Consider the following 19,385-nt stretch of genomic DNA (forward strand, 5'->3'; position numbering starts at 1 on the left):
AGCTTCTAGAGAAATTTAAGAAGCTGTTTTTTTTAAGGAGGAGAAGAAGGTCTTTCAAGGTGATTGGGATTATTATTGGAATCGTGTCCCGGGGGGATTTGTGTGGGGTGCTGAAGTAATTTTGATAGGTCAGGTTGCCCTGCATCCACCCATGCTGTAAACCAAAAGTCTGCCACCATTTTGATGGATTTTTTCATTTGCCTTTCCACCTGTCCATGGAGCATTTTATGGTATGCCAGGGTATAAGCTTTAGAGTAAACTTTCATGTTCCGGTTACCTCTTTCTTCAAAGCTATATTTTTTGTCCTTGCTGAATTTGGCATCCAATTGCCGTTCAAAAAGCAAAACACTATCCAGGGCTTGGTGGGCCTGGATGATAGCATCCCAAGCTGCCAACTGGGTGTTTTCGACATATTCCGCTTTTCCAACAAACAAATTGAAATTTTCTGCCAAAAGTTCAGGGATCCTTGTTTCCCAAAAACCATGGATTCCTTCTTGGCCGGTGAGTTGCCCGTTATAGTTTTCAGTGGTATGGAGAGGTACATTGATATCGCCAATATAATGCCCCAAATCTGCAGCTAATCGCAGAATGGCTGGTCCATTTTTTTCTTCAAAGGCTTCTGTTAGCTGATGTTGGACAAAATGCACATTCCATGGGGCAATGCCGTACTTCCTCAAGGTGTCTTCAGTAAAAGTTTCCTTTGCCTCCTTCCAGTATCTTGGAAGCGAATAGACTGCGCTGTCCCCATACACATCGGCATCAATAAAATGCTTTTCCGCTTCCCCTTCCACTGCATATCTCCTTTTATCAGGATTGACTGCGTTTTCCGTTATGTATTGGATGTTTTCTTTGAAAAAACCGATCATTTCGAGGGGTAAAGAGAATACTGCCTGCCTGTTTATTTTTTTATGAGCATAAAAGCCCCAATATGCAAATCCCTGAAAGTCAATTAAAAGTAAGAAAAGTAAAAATAAACTTCGTTTCATGTTGAAATTTAAAGGAGAAAATGAAAGAAACCGAATAATAAATGCCTACCTTTGCGCCTAGTTAGATCCGTTTTAAGGGGATTAACTGATTGATTTTTAAACTTTCATGAGTTATTGTTTAGAAATCCTTTTGTCTTTAAAAATAAAACATTTAAATTTGCACTCCGATTAATTTTAAGGGGCAAAAATAAAGAAATTATAAGTTAATAAATAGATATGGCAAATCACAAATCAGCTCTAAAGAGAATCCGGGCTAACGAAGCCAAGCGTTTGAGGAATAAATATCAAGCGAAAACCACCAGAACTTTTATCAAAAGACTTAGAAATACTACTGATAAAGTTGAAGCGCAAGAGCTATTCAAGAAGGTGTCTTCTATGATTGACAAACTTGCTAAGAAAAACATTATCCATAAAAATAATGCAGCCAATAAAAAATCTAGCTTGGCTAGATTTATTAATACATTAGGTTAAAATTCCACCACCTACGGTATTTTATCGGAGAAGTCTCATCTGAATTGATGAGACTTTTTTTATTTGCTTCATTTTTAATACTTTTAGTTTTGATGTTTTGTGAGATGGGAGGGGTATTGGATTATTTTTAGAACTATTTTTTATGGATGCTTACCAGTCGATTAAAATTTCCGCCTTGGCTGAAGAGGAAAGGCCCCGTGAAAAACTGCTGTTAAAAGGAAAAGGGGCATTGACGGATGCAGAACTCATTGCTATTTTGATTGGTTCTGGCAGCAGGTCTTTGAGTGCGGTAGACCTTTCCAGGCATATTTTATCAAGTGTAGATCATGATTTAAGTGCCCTTGCGAAATTGGGGGTAAAAGATCTGCAGAAGTTTAAAGGTATAGGAGAGGCTAAAGCTATAGCCATTGTAAGTGCTTTGGAGTTGGGGCGAAGAAGAAAGGCAGTTGATGCCCCTCAGAGAAAGAAAATTTCTTCTTCCCAGGATGTTTATGAGTTGATGAAGGCTGAATTGATGGATGAAATTGTAGAACATTTTTTTATTATTCTATTGAGCAGGGCTAACCACGTTATCCGAAAATTGTTAATAAGCAAAGGAGGGATGAGCGGCACCATTGCAGATCCAAAATTGATTTTTAAATATGGACTTGAAAATAATGCCAGTTCCATGATCTTGGTTCATAACCATCCATCTGGCAACCTAAAACCCTCACAGGCAGATATTAATTTGACAAAAAAACTGGTAGAGCTGGGACGTAATTTGGAGTTGCCGGTCTTGGATCATTTGATTTTCGCAGATGTTGGTTATTTTAGCTTCGCCGATGAAGCAATGATTTAAAAATGAAGCAAAAAAATATTTTCTTATCAATAGTGATTTTGGTGGCTGTTGCTGCGGTGGCCTACATGTTTACCGGTGGAGAAAGCAAGGCTGAATATGAACAAAAGGTTCTGGATGAAAGAGAGAAACAGTTTAAGTTTTTAAAATACAATGAAACTTCTCCGCTGACCAATGAACAAAAACAAAATTTGGAGGGGCTTGATTTTTTTCCGGTAAAACAAAAATTTTCGGTCCGGGCCAGGATGATACCTTTAGAAAACCAAAAGATCCTGGAGCTGGCCATGACCGATGGCTCTACCGAAAGTTACATCAGGCATTCCTATGTTGAATTTGAATTGGAAGGGTTGACCAGACGCTTGTTGTTGTTGCAGGCTACTGATGAACCTGATAAGAAGAAATTTTTTTTAGCTTTTGCAGATGAGACAAGTGGAAAAAGCACTTATGGAGGCGGAAGGTACATTAATCTTAGGCAGGATGGTCCCAGCTCAATCACCATTGATTTTAATTTGGCCTATAATCCTTATTGTGCCTACAACCCTGATTTTGCCTGTCCAATACCTCCAAAAGAAAACATTTTGGGAATTGCTATTACAGCAGGAGAGAAAAATTACAAGGAATAAGCTTTTTGCCAATGGCAATTATCTTAAATTTGTTCCTTCAAAAGTAATAACCAGGATTAGTACATGAAAGTAGCTATAAATAGATTAAAAGAATTTATATCATTTGAAGAAAGTACAGAGGAGATTGCTGATAAACTCACCCAATCCGGATTGGAAGTGGAGGGGATTGAAAGGTTTGAATCCATTTCCGGAGGATTAGAGGGTGTTGTTATTGGTGAGGTGCTAAGTTGTTCTCCTCATCCCAATGCTGATCGGCTAAAAGTTACCACTGTTGATATTGGCGGTGAAGAGGTGCCGATTGTTTGCGGGGCCCCCAATGTCGCTCAGGGGCAAAAGGTGGTAGTGGCAACTGTGGGCGCACAGCTTTGCCCAAACGGTGGTGAAGCTTTTACCATAAAAAAAGCTAAAATCCGGGGGGAAGTTTCCCATGGAATGATCTGCGCAGAAGATGAACTTGGCCTGGGTAAAAGCCATGATGGTATTTTGGTGCTGGACACCGAAATGGATAATGGAACCCCTGCCAGTGATTATTTTCAAATAGAAAGCACTGATGTGCTTGAGATTGGGCTAACCCCCAACCGTGCAGATGCGGCTTCCCATTTGGGTGTGGCAAGGGATTTGAAAGCCTTATTAAAAAAGGATTTGGCATTGCCTGATGTGGAGGGTTTCCAAGTGGATGACCATAGTCGCCCGGTAAGTATCGAGGTGGAAGATGCAGCTGATTGTCCTCGGTATGCTGGATTGACCCTATCAAATGTGAAAGTCGGACCCTCGCCAGAGTGGCTGCAAAATTACCTGAAAGCCTTAGGATTGGAGCCAATCAACAATATAGTGGATTTGACCAATTTTATCCTTCACGATTTGGGGCAACCGCTTCATGCATTTGACCTTGACCAAGTTGCAGGAGATAAGATCATTGTCAAAAAACTCCCAAAGGGAACAGTTTTCACAACCTTGGATGAAAAGGAAAGGAAACTTTCGGGAGAAGAATTGATGATCTGTGATGAAAACCACGGGCTCTGCATGGCAGGGATTTTTGGAGGGGTAGGTTCTGGAGTAACCCAAAGTACCAGTACCATCTTTTTGGAAAGTGCCTATTTTTCCCCCGATGTCATCCGAAAAGGAAGTCTTCAGCATGGATTGAAAACAGATGCTTCATTCAGGTTTGAAAGAGGAACCGACCCGAATATGCCAGTTTATGCCCTGAAAAGGGCCGCTATGCTGATCAAGGAATTGGCGGGAGGTAAGGTTAGCTCGGAAATTATTGATCTTTATCCCAAGCCAGTTGAAGATTTTGAAATTGATGTCAAGTATAGGAATATTGACCGCTTAATTGGAAAAAACATTCCAAAAGAGGAAGTGAAAGCAATCTTGGAAAGTTTGGATATTCAAGTGGCCGATGCAAGTGAAGGAGGTTTTAAGGCAATCGTAAAGCCTTACAGGGTTGATGTTACCCGTGAAGCGGACATAATAGAGGAAATCCTCAGGATTTATGGTTTTGAAAATGTTTTGCTTTCGGATACCTATCAATCCAGTTACTTGGCTGAGCATCCTGCTAAGGATTCCAATAAGCTTCAATTCAGGGTTTCTGAACTGTTGTCAGGAATGGGCTATTATGAGATGATGACTAATTCTTTGACTAAACCAGGATATGCGGAGCAATCAACCCATTTGGATGAAGGACAAAGTGTGGAAATCGTCAATAAATTAAGCGAGGATCTGGGTGTAATGCGACAGACCCTTTTATTTACCGGTTTGGAAGTGTTGGCCCACAATATCAATAGGAGGCAAAAAGACCTAAGGTTTTTTGAGTTTGGATCCACTTATCACAAAGAGGAAGAAGGTTACAGGGAGGAAAGCCACCTGTCATTATTCCTGACTGGGGACCGTGCTGATGAGAGTTGGTTAGAACCCTCCAAGCCAGTTGCGTTTCCAGATATTTACAGTGTGGTGGAAAAGCTTTTGGACAAGCTCAATATCCAAACTCCCGAGGTGGAAATTATCCATGAATCTCCATTTGATTATGCCCTGAAATTAAAATTGGGGAAAAAAGAGATTGGAACGGTAGGTTTGCTATCCCCGAAAATCACCAAACAGGCAGAAGTAAAACAGGAAGTGTTTTTTGCTGAGCTGAGGTGGGATTATCTTCTAAAAAAAGCTTCGGGGTTGAAAAAATACCAGGAGATTTCAAAATTCCCTGAAGTAAGAAGGGACCTCTCTTTGGTTATTGATAAGGAGGTGACTTTTGATGCTGTCCGGAAAATTGCGGAAAAGGCAGGAGGAAAACTGTTGAAACATATCGGGGTTTTTGATGTTTATCAGGGAGAAAATCTCGAACAAGGTAAAAAAGCATACGCCCTAAGTTTCTTCCTTCAGGACAATGAAAAGACCTTAACGGATAAAATCATCGATAAGTCTATGGACCGATTGATGAAATCTTTCGAAAAGGAAATTGGGGCATTGATAAGAAAGTAATGAAATGATCCACGAGGAACTCCAAAAACTAGAACGTTTATCGGCTCAAGTTACCCGAAAGCTTCACCATCTGCAGGAAGAAAACCAATCCTTAAAGGAGGAACTGGAAAAAAAAGAGCAGTTGTTGGAGGAAAAGGAGGCTTCATTGGATTATTTTAAAAATCAAATTAAAATTAGTAAAATTGTAAACAATTTACCGGTAGAAAATGTAGATTCTGCTGAATTGAGGAATAGAATAAATAATTATATCAAAGAGATCGATAAGATCATTACCTATTTGTCTGAATAATATGGAGACACTTTCAATTAAATTAAAAATTGGGGATAGGGAATATCCTATGAAGGTGAAAGCTGAAGATGAGGCGAAAATCAGACGTATAGGCAAATTAATAAATGATAAAATCAAAAAATACAGAAGTGAATTTGGCTTAGATGATAAGCAGGATTTGCTGGCCATGGTTGCATTTGATTGTATGGTAGAGGCGATGGAAGTGAGTGAAGTGACCTCTGAGGATAGTGAACAGATATCGGCTACCCTGCTCCAGATCAATGACCAATTAAAATCTGTATTATAATTATTACTTTCTAGCCCAAGAGGCGGGACTTTTTCGATACCGGTAGGTCATTTAACCTAAAATTACCTATGGGAGTATCATTATACATTATAGTAGCTGGCGTAGTTGGGCTGGCACTAGGGGCAGTTTTGGTGGGTTTCCTTATGAGGAAGAACAACCAAAAGCTGGAACAGGAAGCTCAGGAAAGAGCAAAAAGTATCATTAGGGAGGCTGAAATCACAGCTGAATCAACCAAAAAAGACAGGATTCTTGAGGCTAAAGAAAAATACCTGAAATTAAAGGCTGATTTCGAAGAGGAAGTTAACAAAAAGAAAAATATCCTCATCACTAATGAAGGTAAGCTGAAACAGCGGGAACAGATCCTTTCGAAGGAAATGGAACAGCTCAAGCGGAAGGAAGCTGAGTTGGATAGCAAAAAGGAAAACCTCAATGCCCAATTACATTCAGTTCAGGTCAAAAAAGATGAGCTTGACCGGGTAACCAATCAAAGAATTTCAGACCTGGAGAAAGTGGCCCTGCTAACCAAAGAAGAAGCCAGGGATCAACTGGTGGTCATGCTGAAAGATGAAGCCCATACTAAGGCTTCATCCCATATCAAAGACATCCTTGATCAGGCCAAATTAAGTGCTACCAAGCAGGCCAAGAAAATTGTTTTGGATACCATCCAAAGAACAGCCACTGAACATGCCATTGAAAACTGTGTTTCGATCTTTAATATTGAAAGCGATGATATCAAAGGTAAAATCATTGGACGTGAAGGTAGGAATATTCGGGCATTGGAGTCTGCTACTGGGGTGGAGATTGTCGTTGATGACACTCCTGAGGCCATCATCATTTCAGGCTTTGACCCAGTAAGAAGGGAGATAGCCAGGTTGTCCTTACACCGATTGGTGCAGGATGGCAGAATCCATCCCGCCCGGATTGAGGAAGTGGTGGCCAAAACCGAAAAGAATATTGAAGAAGAAATCGTAGAAATTGGGGAAAGAACTTGTATCGACTTGGGCGTTCATGGGTTGCACCCTGAATTAATCCGGATGGTTGGACGTATGAGATTCCGATCCTCTTATGGACAGAACTTATTGCAGCATTCTCGTGAGGTAGCCAAACTTTGTGCGACCATGTCAGCTGAGATGGGATTAAATGCCAAGCTTGCCAAAAGGGCAGGGCTACTTCATGATATTGGTAAGGTTTACCCTGAGGAAGCTGAACTTCCACACGCCATCTTGGGCATGGAGTTGGCCAAAAAATACAAGGAACATCCAGAGGTATGCAATGCCATAGGAGCTCACCACGATGAGATAGAAATGACTTCCATGATCTCACCCATTGTTCAGGCGTCAGATGCCATTTCCGGGTCCCGTCCAGGAGCCAGAAGGGAAATCATGGATAGTTATATCAAAAGGTTAAAAGACCTGGAGGATTTGGCTTTAAGTTTTGATGGAGTTAACAAATGCTTTGCCATGCAAGCTGGACGTGAACTTCGCGTATTAGTTGATGCTGAGAATGTGGATGACAATACAGCAGGAAAGCTTTCTTTTGACATTTCACAAAAAATCGAAAAGGAAATGCAATATCCAGGTCAGATAAAAGTGACCGTGATAAGAGAAATGAGAGCGGTAAATTATGCAAAATAATAACTGATTGCATGAGCAAATATTTCTAAGGGCTGTCCATCTTTGGCAGCCCTTTTTTATTTGTTAATATAAAGAAATGCCATTTATTTCTACCCACCATATGGATGGGGCAAATTGGAAGATGGATGAACCATTTATTAAAATTGGAGCATTTGTAAATTGTCCTTTCAAATTTTTGAAGCAATCTATGTGATAAAATGAATTGGATAAATTTTCGAAATTATTTTTTTGATTGGAGAAAAACAGCCTTCGTCTTATTTGTTGGGCTGATAATGATATTCCCCTATATATTTTTGGGAGAGGATGTACATATCCCGGTAGGTGACAATATGGACTCCAATATAGCCTGGTATAAAATGCTGTCAGATCAAGGCAAAATTTGGAGTGGACCTGAGACCCTTGTTCAGGGAATGGTAAAAGAAATACCCAGGTTTTCTCTTCCTTCCGGGTTGAATCTTGAGTTGGTCTTTTATGGATTTATGGATCCATTAAATGCTTACCTGGTGAATAAAATCCTTATTTTTTTCATAGGCATCCTTTCCATGTATGGCTTTCTTAATTTTTGGAAAGGGAAATGGAGTTCAACTGTTATGATCTTATTTGCATTGATCTGGGCTTCCTTGCCTTTTTACCCCCATAGGGGGATTTCTATTGCAGGATTGCCCTTAATTGCCCTGGGAATGGGCTACCTCTGGGAGGGCAGGAGGATTTGTTTGGCTTTTGCTCTGATTTTTTTGTATTCCGCTTATTCGATGATGGTTTTGGCAGGGATTTTTGCCTGGTCAGTGGCCTTTATGATGTTTATAATGTTCTGCATTTATTTCAAAAAATGGCCAAAATGGGTGTTTGGAGGCTTTTTGTTTTGGTTGTTTTTGTATTTAATTCAGGAATATCAATTAATTTATTCCTATTTTATTCAGAATAACTTTATTTCCCATCGTTCGGAAATGATATATCCTGGACATGAATTTAGCCTTGTTAATGTAGTCAAGGAAATAACTAAAGGGGGATATTTGGGAGTTTATTATTGGTGGGGATATCTGCCATTGGTTTTTCTTGGTGTTTTTCTTGGTAAAATAAGGAATGGTGTGAAAAAGGAAATTGGGGTTATGTTGCTTATTGCTCTTATTTTATCCTTTCTTTCTAATGTTCTTAATATTCCCGAGTTAGTCAATTTTCCGGGGAAGCTATGGCCAAAACTTCAATCTTTTTCCTTGATTCGTTTTGCCCATTTAATACCGTTTTTTGTTTTTACGGCATTGGCATTGGTGATGTTGGAAGGTACTATTCCATTCAAAAAAATATTAATGGTGGGCTTGATCGCTCTCAATATTTTTCCCTATCATTATGAATGGAGGAATATGGTCAATGAACAGGTACCATTTTTGGGATACAGGGCAGCCTCTTTTAAGGAGTTTTACGCAAGGGATCAATATAATAAACTTAAATCCATTATCCCTGAGGCCTATCAAGGGTATTTTGGGCATATCAATATTCACCCGGCGATAAGTGCTTATAATGGTTTACCGTGTATTGATGGTTACCTTCAAAATTATTCCCTAAAACATAAAAACCAAATTATTAAAGTTCTGGAAGATGAGATTGCAAATAATGATTTTTTGAATTATCATCTGAAGGATTGGGGCAATAAATGTTACCTTCAAAATCAAAAATATCCTGATGAATTTGATGCATTTAAATGGAGGGATTATACTAAAATTGAGGATTTAGCATATGATTTTGACCATTTAAAAAATCAATTAAACGTTCACTATTTGATTTCCTCCATACCAATATCAATGGACGGGTTGGAACTGGTAAGAAAAATAGATGACCATTCATCTGCTTGGAATCTTCATTTATACCGGATTCAATAGTTAATTACAAATTTGCTTTTAATTACTCCTTAGCCCTGATATTTGTAAATTGTAGGATAGGGGATTTGAAATGAAATGAACTGGAAAGATTATAATATTCCTTTTAATAAACCCTATCAAACCGGCAGGGAAGCCAGTTTGATACAAGAAGTCTATGCCCAAGGAAAATTGTCAGGTAATGGCGCTTTCACCCAAAGATGTCAAAATTTTTTGGAGAATATTATTGGAAGTAAAAAGTGCCTGTTGACCCAATCGGGAACTACCGCCCTGGAACTAATGGCCCTTTTGTTGGATATTAAGGAAGGTGATGAGGTGATTTTACCCTCCTATACTTTTGTTTCCACTGCCAATGCATTTGCATTACGTGGGGCAAAACTGGTTTTTGTGGATACCAAAAAGAGGGTTCCGGTTTTGGATGAAAATATTGTGGAGGCCAGGATAGGGCCGAAAACAAAAGCGATTATTGCAGTACATTATGCTGGGGTGGCTTGTAATATGAAAGCCTTAGGAAATATTGCCAGGGATAACAATATATATTTATTGGAAGATGCTGCCCAAGCTTTGGGTTCCTTTTATTATGAAAAACCATTGGGGAGCTTTGGGGGATTGGCTGCTTTTAGTTTTCATGAAACTAAAAATATCAGTGCTGGAGAAGGGGGGTGTTTGATGATCAATGACCCCCGTTTGGTAGAAAGGGCGGAAATTCTATGGGAAAAAGGAACCGATAGGGCAGCTTTTTTCAGGGGAGAAAAAACTAAATATCAATGGCAAGATCTTGGCAGCTCTTTTTTGCCTTCCGAAATTACAGCAGCTTTTCTATGGGGTCAATTGGAGGACTATGAAACTATACAGCAAGGAAGGAGACAGGCCTGGGATTATTATGATAATCATTTGCCCGATTTACTCGATATTTATCAAAAGCCATATGTTCCAAAAGGAACGAATCATAATGGTCACGGATATTATTTGTTCTTTAAAAATAAATATGACAGGGAAGACCTGAGGGGATACTTAGGCAAAAGGGGGATTTTAGCATTGGCTCATTATGAACCACTACATCAAAGCCCCTATTATTTGGCCAATTTCCCTGCTATTTCTCTTAGGAGAACAGAAAAATTTGCAGATTGCTTACTTCGTTTACCCTTATATAATTCCATTTCAAAAGAAGAACAGAGCAGGGTGATTGATGCAATTGGTAATTGGAGCAACCTTCAGATAAAAAAGCTCAAAAGCATTCAATTACCATAAACATTAAAGACTAGCAGGAAAATGCTTTGATTATTTATTTTTACAGTTAAAATTTTACTTCAATAAAAAATGGCCCAACAACCTAATCCTTTTTTTTCTGTCGTTTGTCCGGTTTATAAAACAAGGCATCAATTGGAGGAATTGGTTGATAGATTGGAAGCTGTATTTAATGAGCTTGATAAGGATTTTGAGGTGATTTTAGTGGATGATGGTTGTCCAGAAGATTCGTGGGATTTGATTGCTTTATTAACTCAAAAGAATGATTTTATCAAAGGGGTGAAATTAAGTCGAAATTTTGGCCAGCATTATGCTATAACAGCAGGTTTAGATCAATCTATGGGGCAATGGGTAATAGTGATGGATGCTGACCTTCAGGATCTCCCAGAAGAAATCCCCAGTTTATACAAAAAAGCCAAGGAAGGATTTCAGGTGGTAGTGGCAAAGAGAAAGGAAAGGAAAGATGGTAGGAGGAAAAGATGGGCAAGTTGGCTTTTTTATAAAATTTTGTCCTATTTGACCCGAACTTCCATGGATCACCAAGTGGCCAATTTTGGGATATATCATGCTCAAGTCATTGAAGAAATCAAGAGATTAAAAGAACAAGTCCGGTATTTTCCAGCACTGGTACAATGGGTAGGGTTTCGGCAAGTAAAGGTGGAAGTGAAACATGGTGATAACAGTGGAAGGGTTTCGGCTTATAGCTGGGAAAAAATGGTGGATTTGGCATTAAATATAATGATGGCTTATTCCGATCGTCCTTTACGGATGATGGTCAAACTTGGGTTGATGGTAGCCCTAATTGGATTTTTGTATGCAGGGTATACCCTTTTTAAATATTGGCTTGGGGAAATTATTGTTGCAGGTTACGCCAGTTTGATTGTTTCCATTTGGGTGCTGACTGGGGTGCTTTTGATTACCTTGGGAATGGTGGGGCTTTATGTGGGGAAAACCTATCAGGGAGTTAAAAACAGACCTTTATATATTATTGAAAAAAAACTATGATCCAACCATTACCATGGGATTCGAAATTTTTTGGCCTACATATTGGCCGTTTGGAACTGACTGGCGGTCTTCAACTCAATAATTTTAAGAAGGAAATAGCAAAATTTGACCTGGTTTATATTTTTTCCTCTGAACCCTTAAATCTAAAGGGAACCGAAATGGGGTACCATGGGAGCAGGTTGGAGCTCGAAATTAATCCGCCTTTTTCTACCTGCGATTTATTAATGCCCTCAGATGAAAAAGTTGGGGAATTGGTGGCCCCAGGGTTTGAAGAAAAAGAGGATTTGTTCCCCCTGGCTAGGGAGAGTGGTTATTGTTCCAGGTTTTTGGGAGATCCTGTTTTGAAGTTAAATTTTCAAAAGTTTTATGATCGGTGGATGCAGTTGATCCTGGATAGAAAAGATAAGATTTGGGTTTGCCGTGAAAATGGGAACCTGATTGGGATGGTCACCCTTCAAATAAATGATGGGGAGGGGAAATTGGGGTTGATGGCTGTTCAAAAAATGGCAAGGAGAAAGGGGGTGGGAAAAGCCTTGATGCTAGGTTTGAGCCAAAAGGCTAATTTGCTGGGATTGAAGAAAATAAGGGTTGTTACCCAAGGAGAAAATAGTGCGGGGGTGGGGTTTTATTATTCGATGGGTTTTAAGAAAGTGCTTTGCCAGTATGTTTATCATTGGCATAACCCAACCCTTAAAAAAAAAGAAGGCTGAAAACTCAATTTTCAGCCTTCTTTTTTTAAAATATTTAAATATTTTTCAATTAGATATTATCCAATTCCCCATTTTCTGCTTTTTCGATCAATTCCTCGTTTGCAGTGATGGCGACTTCCACTCGACGGTTTTTTGCCCGGCCTGCATCAGTATCATTAGTGGCTACTGGCATGGACTCCCCATGACCAACGGTGCTTAACCTATTTCTGTCAATTCCTTGCATCTTTAGGTAATTAGAAACTGCACCGGCCCTTTTTTCCGAGAGGTCTTGGTTATATTCTTCACTTCCTTTGCTATCGGTATGCCCATATATCATAATATTGGTGTCAGGATAGTCATTAAGGATTTTTGCCAGTTTCATGACATTTTCCTGGGATTGCGGGGTTAGGGCATAAGAGTCAAAACCAAATAGGATGCCTGAGTCAAAAGTAATCTGGATACCTTCACCCACTCTTTTGACCTCTGCATTTTCAAGTTCTTCCAATTCCTCGGCTTGTTTGTCCATATACTTTCCAATTGCAGCCCCAGCAGCGCCACCTACTGCCGCTCCGATTACGGCTCCAGCAGCTGTATTTCCTTTTTTGGATCCAATAATACCTCCTAGAACACCTCCTGCACCACCACCAATGGCGGCCCCTTTTCCGGTGTTGCTCCAATTGGCGCAACTCATTATTAGGGCTGAACTTAATACAAGTGCTAAAATTGATTTTAAAGTTTTCATAATTAAAAGTTTATTATTGGTTTAGATTTTCAATCCCTTGTTTGATCTTTGATATAGCATCAAAACTATCATCAAGGTTAATTACTCCTTTGCCAAATTTATGCCAAAGTCCATCTCCGCAATCAATATATTGCCCCCTTTTAGTGGGAGTCTTTTCACTGGCTTGGCTATAATCATAATCAGGAAGAAAAATATAGCTCATTAATTCTTTGGTTTTTTCCCAATCCACCTCATGAATTTCTCCATTGATTTCCAGGATTACTTTCCGGACAGAGAACTTTACTGTTAGGTGATAATCCATCGTGGAGGTATTTGTGATGGTTCGGTACCGGATGGTCAGAGGGGCTTCCTTTTTGTTGATTTCATAAATGGCCTGGATAAATTCCTGGGCCAAAAAATGCCAATCTTCCTGGTTACTGGGGATTGTTCTGACCATTTTACCGTGAACATCCTTGGCCAGGATTTTTATCCCCCCTGAAGCATCCAGCTCCTTCTTATTGGACCAGGTAGAATCGGTATAAAGTTTTTTGAACGTGGCTTCCCAAACCTTAGGAACTTCCCCCAAAAAGGTATAATCATCATCCAATGTAAAACCTTCCCCAATTATTTCATCTTCGGAGATTTCATCCCGGTCCAAGTATTGGATGGCAAATTGTGTGTTGATAAAACTTTTTTCAAAGCTAATTTTTAGTTTAAAAACATGACTAAAAGGAGGAGGGACTATCCCGGAGTCATATTCCAGCTCTAATCTTTTGATATCTTCAGATTTTAAAAACATTTCAGGCTTTATGGTATTATTTGTTTGCAATGGAAAATTGCTTGTCAATTTTCGGTACAAAATTATGGTTTTATTGTTTAATATTGGCGTATTTTTGGAAGCAAAAATAAGTTAGAGATGGAAAGTCCTTACAAGTCCATAGCGGAAAATATTTATGAGAAAGGTTATGTGGTGGTGGATGACTTTATCTCTGACGATTTCAGGGAAGAGTTGTTGCAGGAACAACAAGAAATTTTGGCCCATGGCCAATTTAGACATGCAGGAATAGGCAAAGGGAATGAGTTTCAGATCAAGCCTGAAATAAGGAGTGATAAGGTTTGTTGGATGGATCATTTGAACTTGACCCCATTACAAAATCACTATTGGAATGAAATTGAAAAAATCAGGGAAAAAATAAATCAAAGATGTTTTTTGGGCCTTAGGTCATTTGAGGCGCACTTTGCCATGTACCCGCCTGGTTCTTTTTACCTTCGTCATCTCGATCAGTTTCAAAATGTGAAATACAGGGTGGTAACAACTATTCTCTACCTTAATCAAAAATGGGAGCCTGGGGATGGGGGTGCATTAAGGATGTATTTGCCCAAATGTGAAGGGCAGGAGGAAATTATGGATGTCTTTCCCAAAGGTGGAAGACTAGTCGTGTTTTTGAGTGGGGAAATTCCCCATGAAGTTTTGCCTACCTTAAAGGAGCGGGTAAGTATAACCGGGTGGCTTAGGGATATTGAATATTAATATTTAGGATGTCAGCTACCAAGCCATTAAGAAAGCAATCAACACCCTGCAGAAGTTGTTTGATTTTTTGAATGTGAATTAATTGATCTTTTATCCAATTAGCTATCAAAAAAAATGTATAAGATAGCTCCCATAGGGATAGGTGAAACTTTGCTTAGTATAAAAAAAACACAGCCGAAAATATTCCTTGGCTGTGTTTTTTTATGGTTTTGTGGAAAAAGTATTAGGCTTCTACATTTTTTAGTGCCTTAGCCATTACTTCACCGATCTCAGCAGGAGATTCAGCGACATGGATGCCGTTTTCCCTCATGATTCTCATTTTTGCACTAGCGGTGTCATCTGCACCACCGATAATGGCTCCTGCGTGGCCCATTCTTCGGCCTGGAGGTGCGGTTTGTCCAGCAATAAATCCAACAACTGGTTTTTGATTGCCATTTTCTTTTACCCATTTGGCAGCTTCAGCTTCGTAATTACCACCAATCTCACCGATCATAACGATGGAGTCGGTTTCAGGGTCTTCCATCAACAATTGTACAGCTTCCTTGGTAGAAGTACCAATGATAGGGTCACCACCAATACCGATTGCAGTGGAAACACCTAAACCTGCTTTTGCAATTTGGTCAGCGGCTTCGTAAGTCAATGTTCCAGACTTTGATACGATACCCACTTTTCCTTTTTTGAATACAAAACCTGGCATAATGCCTACTTTGGCCTCACCTGGAGTGATTACCCCTGGGCAGTTAGGTCCAATTAATGTAGCACCTTTTTCTTTGATATAGGGTTTAGCTACCATCATGTCCTTAACAGGGATTCCCTCGGTGATGGCAATGATCACTTTAATACCCGCGTCTGCAGCTTCCATAATTGCATCAGCAGCAAAGGCAGGTGGGACAAATATAATGGAGGTATCTGCTCCAGTAGATTTTACCGCGTCAGCAACGGTATTAAAAACAGGTTTTCCCAAATGATTGGAACCACCTTTTCCTGGTGTTACACCACCTACTAAGTTGGTGCCATATTCAATCATTTGTTGTGCGTGGAAGGAACCTTCAGATCCGGTAAAACCCTGGACGATTACTTTAGAATCTTTATTAACTAAAACACTCATGATGCGATTTTTAAAGTTTGGATACAAAAATAAAAGAATAAGGCCTAGTACAAAAAGAAAAAGGGAAACATTATTAAATTTAATTTACTCAAACAAATACTTTTCCTATTTTCGGCAAAACATCATCATGAAAATTAGGCTTCTTTTTTTTCTGTTTTTCCTTTTTGCTAACCTGGCATTTTCACAGTCTTTTCAGGCTAATAAACAAATCAACGGGCTTGAGCTTCCAATCAATAATGCCTTTAGAATCGGCCAGGACAATAAGGGTAGAATGTGGTTTTCTACACCCAGAGGGATTTATTTTTCGGATGGAATCAATACATACGGCCTCCCTGAAGGGGTTTTGAAAGATTTGGAAGGGAATGTGGATTTTTTTATTGATGCTCAAGGAATAGTTTGGGTTTACGAAAAATTGCCGGGAGGTGATATTTATTTCTCTGATTCTGGAAAATGGGAAAAACTAAAACCCCCTTCAAAAATTAAGGGAGAAATCTTTCCCAGTAACGGAATGGTTTTTAATGTGGTTGGAGAGAAAGCAAAAAAAAATATTTTTTTGGGATTTTATGGGAAATTGGTTTTTTCGGGACTCTCCAGGGGAAATTGGGAATCTATTGAATATTCCCCTGAGGAATGGGGAGTTTTAAAAAGTGTCTTTTATAATAAAGGGAAATTTTACCTTTTCTTTAGCAGGAAAACCTCCATTTTGGAAAATGGACAATTGCAACCTTTTAAACCTGCTGATGGAAAATTGCCTGGCCCGGTTTATCAGGTGGTTAAAAATAAAAAGGACAATATGTTTTACTTTTTAGGGGAAAATTACCTTGCTAAAGGAAAACAACTGTCCAAACTGGACACCGTTTTGACAGAAGGGTTTTCAAAGAAAATTCATTCTAAATCATCTGTTTTTGGACTTCAGGAAAGGGGAGGGCAAATATACTTTTTCTTTAACTCCCACTTATTTAAGTATAGCCCAATCAACGCTGAAATAATAGAGGTGTCCGCATACGAAGCTTTAGGGGCTTATTATATACAAACAGCATTTGTTGACCGGGAAAATATCATTTGGATAAGTTCAGATAGAGGGGTGGTGAATATTCCTACTCTAAGGTTCCAAAATTTTAATGCTTTTCAGGGCCTATTGGAAAATGATGTTGCAGCCATCAAAAAATTAGGATATCGTAAATTCCTGTTTGGGTTCAATAATGGAATTCAAATTTGGGAAAGGGGAAGACTGTTAAAATCCTGGGAGTGGGGATTGGAGACAGGAGATCCCTCACAGCGGGTAATGGGATTCTCCCAGGATCATAATGGGGTCGTTTGGGCAGCCTCTTGTGAAAAAGGGGTGGGAAGGTTGGATTTGAACAGCAGAAAGCTGGAGTTTTTTTCCACTCCAGGCCAGGCTGAAGTAGTGGATGTTTGTGTAAAAGAGGACAGTATATTTATCAATTGTGGCAATAAGGTTTATCAGGCATCCATTTATGACCGGGGAAAAGATTTGTTTAAAAATGAAATAACAAAGGAGATTTTTGAGGAGACTCTCCAGGGAAAAGTTGATTACTTAAGGAAAATAGAATTTTTAACCAATGGAAAAGCTGTTTTCCTGGCCCGTTCAAATCCAGGTTTCCAGGATCAAGTGATAGTAGAGGATCAATTTCTATTAATAACCGGGTATGATATGTTGGAGTTTGATGATACTGTGGTGTTGGGGAGTGAACATGGATTAAAATATTACCGGTCAGGGGAGATTGATTTTTTCAAAATCAATGGGCAAATTATTGATAGGCCTGTTTACGATCTGGTGAATGATAAGAGTGGGAACCTTTGGGCTGGGACAGATAAAGGCGTTTATTTGATTGGAGATGGTGTGGTCAGGAGGTTTGACAAAAATAGTGGTCTGATTGGGGATATTATTAATTCAGGTGCTTTTACCATTGGGGACTATGGAAGAGTGGCTATTGGGACCAAAAATGGACTGAGCCTTTTTATACCTGAGGAGGACGAACAGTCATTTGCACCGCCACTGGTATCCATTAAAAAGGTTCAGGTAATTGGATCGGAGGAGGGGACTTCACTAGAGAAGGTGCCCTATAGTCAAAATAATATCCAGATTGACTACCAAGCGATCAGTTTTCTGGAAGTGGCCAATCTTACTGTTGAATATAAATTGGAGGGGTTTCATGATACCTGGCAAAAGATCCGAAACCCAAGGACAACCTCTTTGATGTTTAACAACCTCCCTCCGGGAGAATATCAACTTCGTTTAAAGGCAAGTCTGGGAGGACAATTTGAATCTGAGACAGTGATTTCCGAACCATTTCACATCACCAAGCCTTACTTTTTGCAATTTTGGTTTATCGGGTTGGTCCTTTTGGTTTTTCTTTTGATTGGCTTTGTTTTAAATACTTTGGTCGATCAAATGCGAACCCAGGGATTGTTACGATCCCGAATCGATGAAAAGATAAAAGAGATCAAAGCAGCTGAAAAAAGGTTCCGGAGTGTTTGGGACAATTCTAAAGATGGGTTGATGCTTTCGGTCCAAGGGGGGGAAATTGTAGCTGCTAACCCTTCCCTTCTTGAGTTGGTTGGAGAAATCCCGGAAAAGGGGGGGGGGAATAATATTAGGGATTTGTTTTCAGACCCTCAATTTTTTGATAAAAAAAGCCCTGAAATTTTATCAAAAATGGAAGCTTCTAATGGAAAGGGGGTTACTTTGGAAATGGAAATGCCCTTTTATTCTGGAAAAAAAGACATTGAAATTTTTATAAGTTGGATGGATGTACTCCATCAAGGGGAAAAAATTCTCTTGACGGTAATGAGGGATGTTACCGAGAAAAAAGCCTATGAAAGACGGCTTGAGGCGGCAAAAAATAAAGCAGAAGAGGCCAATAAGGTGAAATCCAATTTTCTTTCCAGTATGAGCCATGAAATTCGGACTCCGCTAAATGGAATTTTGGGAAGTACAGAAACTATCATGTCCAGAAACCAAGATAACCAGGAATTGGTGGGGCAATTGCAGATAATATTGGAAAGTGGGGAAAGGTTGCTTCAAACCATAAATAGCATCCTGGACATGTCCAAGATTGAGGCCAACAAAATGGAGGTCATATATGAAAAGACCCAGATCAATGATTTTTTGTCCAAGATATTACTTCCATTAAAAAATCTGGCCATAAAAAACAACCTTTTGTTGACTGCCAAGTTTGAAACTAAAGCTTTGGAAGGGAAGGTGGATAGAAGGTTTTTAGAAATGATTGTCAATAATATTGTAGGCAATGCCATCAAATATAGTCCTGAGGGATTGATTCGTTTTACTGCCAGGCAGGAAAAAAACAGCTTATTAATCCTTGTTCAAGATAACGGTATTGGAATGAGTGAGGATTTTGTTAAGAATATTTTTAATCCCTTTGAACAGGAAAGTGTTGGATATGACCGGAAATTTGAGGGAACTGGGTTGGGGCTAAGTATCACCAAAAACCTGGTAACCATCTTGGGCGGAGAAATTACCATTCAAAGTAAGCCAAAAGAAGGCACCCTTGTAAGGGTGATTTTACCGATCTATTAATTATTATTGTGAATAATACCTTATAAGCCGAAAGCGGATTATTGAGAT

Annotated in this window: 17 protein-coding genes; 13 read left to right on the forward strand and 4 right to left on the reverse strand. The window is 39.3% G+C overall.

All coding sequences use genetic code 11. From position 1 onward, the window contains the following. Positions 1-32: 32 nt before the first annotated feature. Positions 33-986 (reverse strand): zinc dependent phospholipase C family protein, encoded by a 954-nt coding sequence (locus QWY93_RS11535; RefSeq protein ID WP_290248405.1) that lies wholly within the window; start codon positions 984-986, stop codon positions 33-35. A 216-nt stretch (positions 987-1,202) separates the two neighbouring features. On the opposite strand from QWY93_RS11535, the gene rpsT reads away from it, so the two are divergent. The 11 genes from rpsT (at position 1,203) to QWY93_RS11590 (ending at position 12,436) form a co-directional block, all read left to right on the forward strand. After that, entirely contained in the window at positions 1,203-1,457 is a 255-nt protein-coding gene (gene rpsT, locus QWY93_RS11540) for a 30S ribosomal protein S20 (RefSeq protein WP_290248406.1), read from the forward strand. Between the two features lie 142 nt (positions 1,458-1,599). After that, positions 1,600-2,295: a RadC family protein gene (gene radC / locus QWY93_RS11545; protein ID WP_290248407.1), complete on the forward strand. Its 696-nt coding sequence runs from the start codon at positions 1,600-1,602 to the stop codon at positions 2,293-2,295. 2 nt (positions 2,296-2,297) lie between these two features. Then, positions 2,298-2,915, forward strand: coding sequence for a DUF1684 domain-containing protein (locus QWY93_RS11550; RefSeq protein ID WP_290248408.1), 618 nt, complete (start codon positions 2,298-2,300; stop codon positions 2,913-2,915). A gap of 63 nt (positions 2,916-2,978) precedes the next feature. After that, a complete protein-coding gene (gene pheT, locus QWY93_RS11555) occupies positions 2,979-5,390 on the forward strand; it encodes a phenylalanine--tRNA ligase subunit beta (RefSeq protein ID WP_290248409.1) in 2,412 nt (803 codons plus the stop codon). 4 nt (positions 5,391-5,394) lie between these two features. Continuing rightward, positions 5,395-5,679 (forward strand): hypothetical protein, encoded by a 285-nt coding sequence (locus tag QWY93_RS11560; protein ID WP_290248410.1) that lies wholly within the window; start codon positions 5,395-5,397, stop codon positions 5,677-5,679. Between the two features lies 1 nt (position 5,680). After that, positions 5,681-5,965 (forward strand): cell division protein ZapA, encoded by a 285-nt coding sequence (locus tag QWY93_RS11565; protein ID WP_290248411.1) that lies wholly within the window; start codon positions 5,681-5,683, stop codon positions 5,963-5,965. 68 nt (positions 5,966-6,033) lie between these two features. Then, entirely contained in the window at positions 6,034-7,599 is a 1,566-nt protein-coding gene (rny, locus tag QWY93_RS11570) for a ribonuclease Y (protein WP_290248412.1), read from the forward strand. Positions 7,600-7,796: 197 nt separating this feature from the next. Continuing rightward, positions 7,797-9,476, forward strand: coding sequence for a DUF6044 family protein (locus tag QWY93_RS11575; protein WP_290248413.1), 1,680 nt, complete (start codon positions 7,797-7,799; stop codon positions 9,474-9,476). Positions 9,477-9,551: 75 nt separating this feature from the next. Next, positions 9,552-10,724 (forward strand): dTDP-4-amino-4,6-dideoxygalactose transaminase, encoded by a 1,173-nt coding sequence (gene rffA, locus QWY93_RS11580; RefSeq protein ID WP_290248414.1) that lies wholly within the window; start codon positions 9,552-9,554, stop codon positions 10,722-10,724. A 69-nt stretch (positions 10,725-10,793) separates the two neighbouring features. Continuing rightward, entirely contained in the window at positions 10,794-11,726 is a 933-nt protein-coding gene (locus QWY93_RS11585; RefSeq protein ID WP_290248415.1) for a glycosyltransferase family 2 protein, read from the forward strand. Continuing rightward, positions 11,723-12,436 (forward strand): GNAT family N-acetyltransferase, encoded by a 714-nt coding sequence (locus tag QWY93_RS11590; RefSeq protein WP_290248416.1) that lies wholly within the window; start codon positions 11,723-11,725, stop codon positions 12,434-12,436. The genes QWY93_RS11585 and QWY93_RS11590 overlap by 4 nt, the downstream gene beginning before the upstream one ends. A 49-nt stretch (positions 12,437-12,485) precedes the next feature. Here the strand turns inward: QWY93_RS11590 and QWY93_RS11595 are convergent, their stop codons facing one another. Both QWY93_RS11595 and QWY93_RS11600 read right to left on the reverse strand, forming a co-directional pair. After that, positions 12,486-13,157 carry a YiaD family glycine zipper/OmpA-like lipoprotein gene (locus tag QWY93_RS11595; RefSeq protein ID WP_290248417.1) on the reverse strand — a complete coding sequence of 224 codons (672 nt, stop codon included), beginning with the start codon at positions 13,155-13,157 and terminating at the stop codon, positions 12,486-12,488. A 13-nt stretch (positions 13,158-13,170) separates the two neighbouring features. Continuing rightward, complete coding sequence (locus QWY93_RS11600; RefSeq protein ID WP_290248418.1) at positions 13,171-13,935, reverse strand: hypothetical protein; 765 nt, start codon at positions 13,933-13,935, stop codon at positions 13,171-13,173. Between the two features lie 117 nt (positions 13,936-14,052). On the opposite strand from QWY93_RS11600, the gene QWY93_RS11605 reads away from it, so the two are divergent. Next, a complete protein-coding gene (locus QWY93_RS11605) occupies positions 14,053-14,667 on the forward strand; it encodes a 2OG-Fe(II) oxygenase (RefSeq protein ID WP_290248419.1) in 615 nt (204 codons plus the stop codon). 223 nt (positions 14,668-14,890) lie between these two features. Here QWY93_RS11605 and sucD read toward each other — a convergent pair whose 3' ends face one another. Then, complete coding sequence (gene sucD / locus QWY93_RS11610; protein WP_290248420.1) at positions 14,891-15,775, reverse strand: succinate--CoA ligase subunit alpha; 885 nt, start codon at positions 15,773-15,775, stop codon at positions 14,891-14,893. Positions 15,776-15,902: 127 nt separating this feature from the next. On the opposite strand from sucD, the gene QWY93_RS11615 reads away from it, so the two are divergent. Continuing rightward, complete coding sequence (locus QWY93_RS11615; protein ID WP_290248421.1) at positions 15,903-19,337, forward strand: sensor histidine kinase; 3,435 nt, start codon at positions 15,903-15,905, stop codon at positions 19,335-19,337. The last annotated feature ends 48 nt before the right edge of the window (positions 19,338-19,385 follow it).

This window comes from Echinicola jeungdonensis, assembly GCF_030409905.1.
In the GTDB taxonomy this organism is placed as follows: Bacteria; Bacteroidota; Bacteroidia; order Cytophagales; family Cyclobacteriaceae; genus Echinicola; species Echinicola jeungdonensis.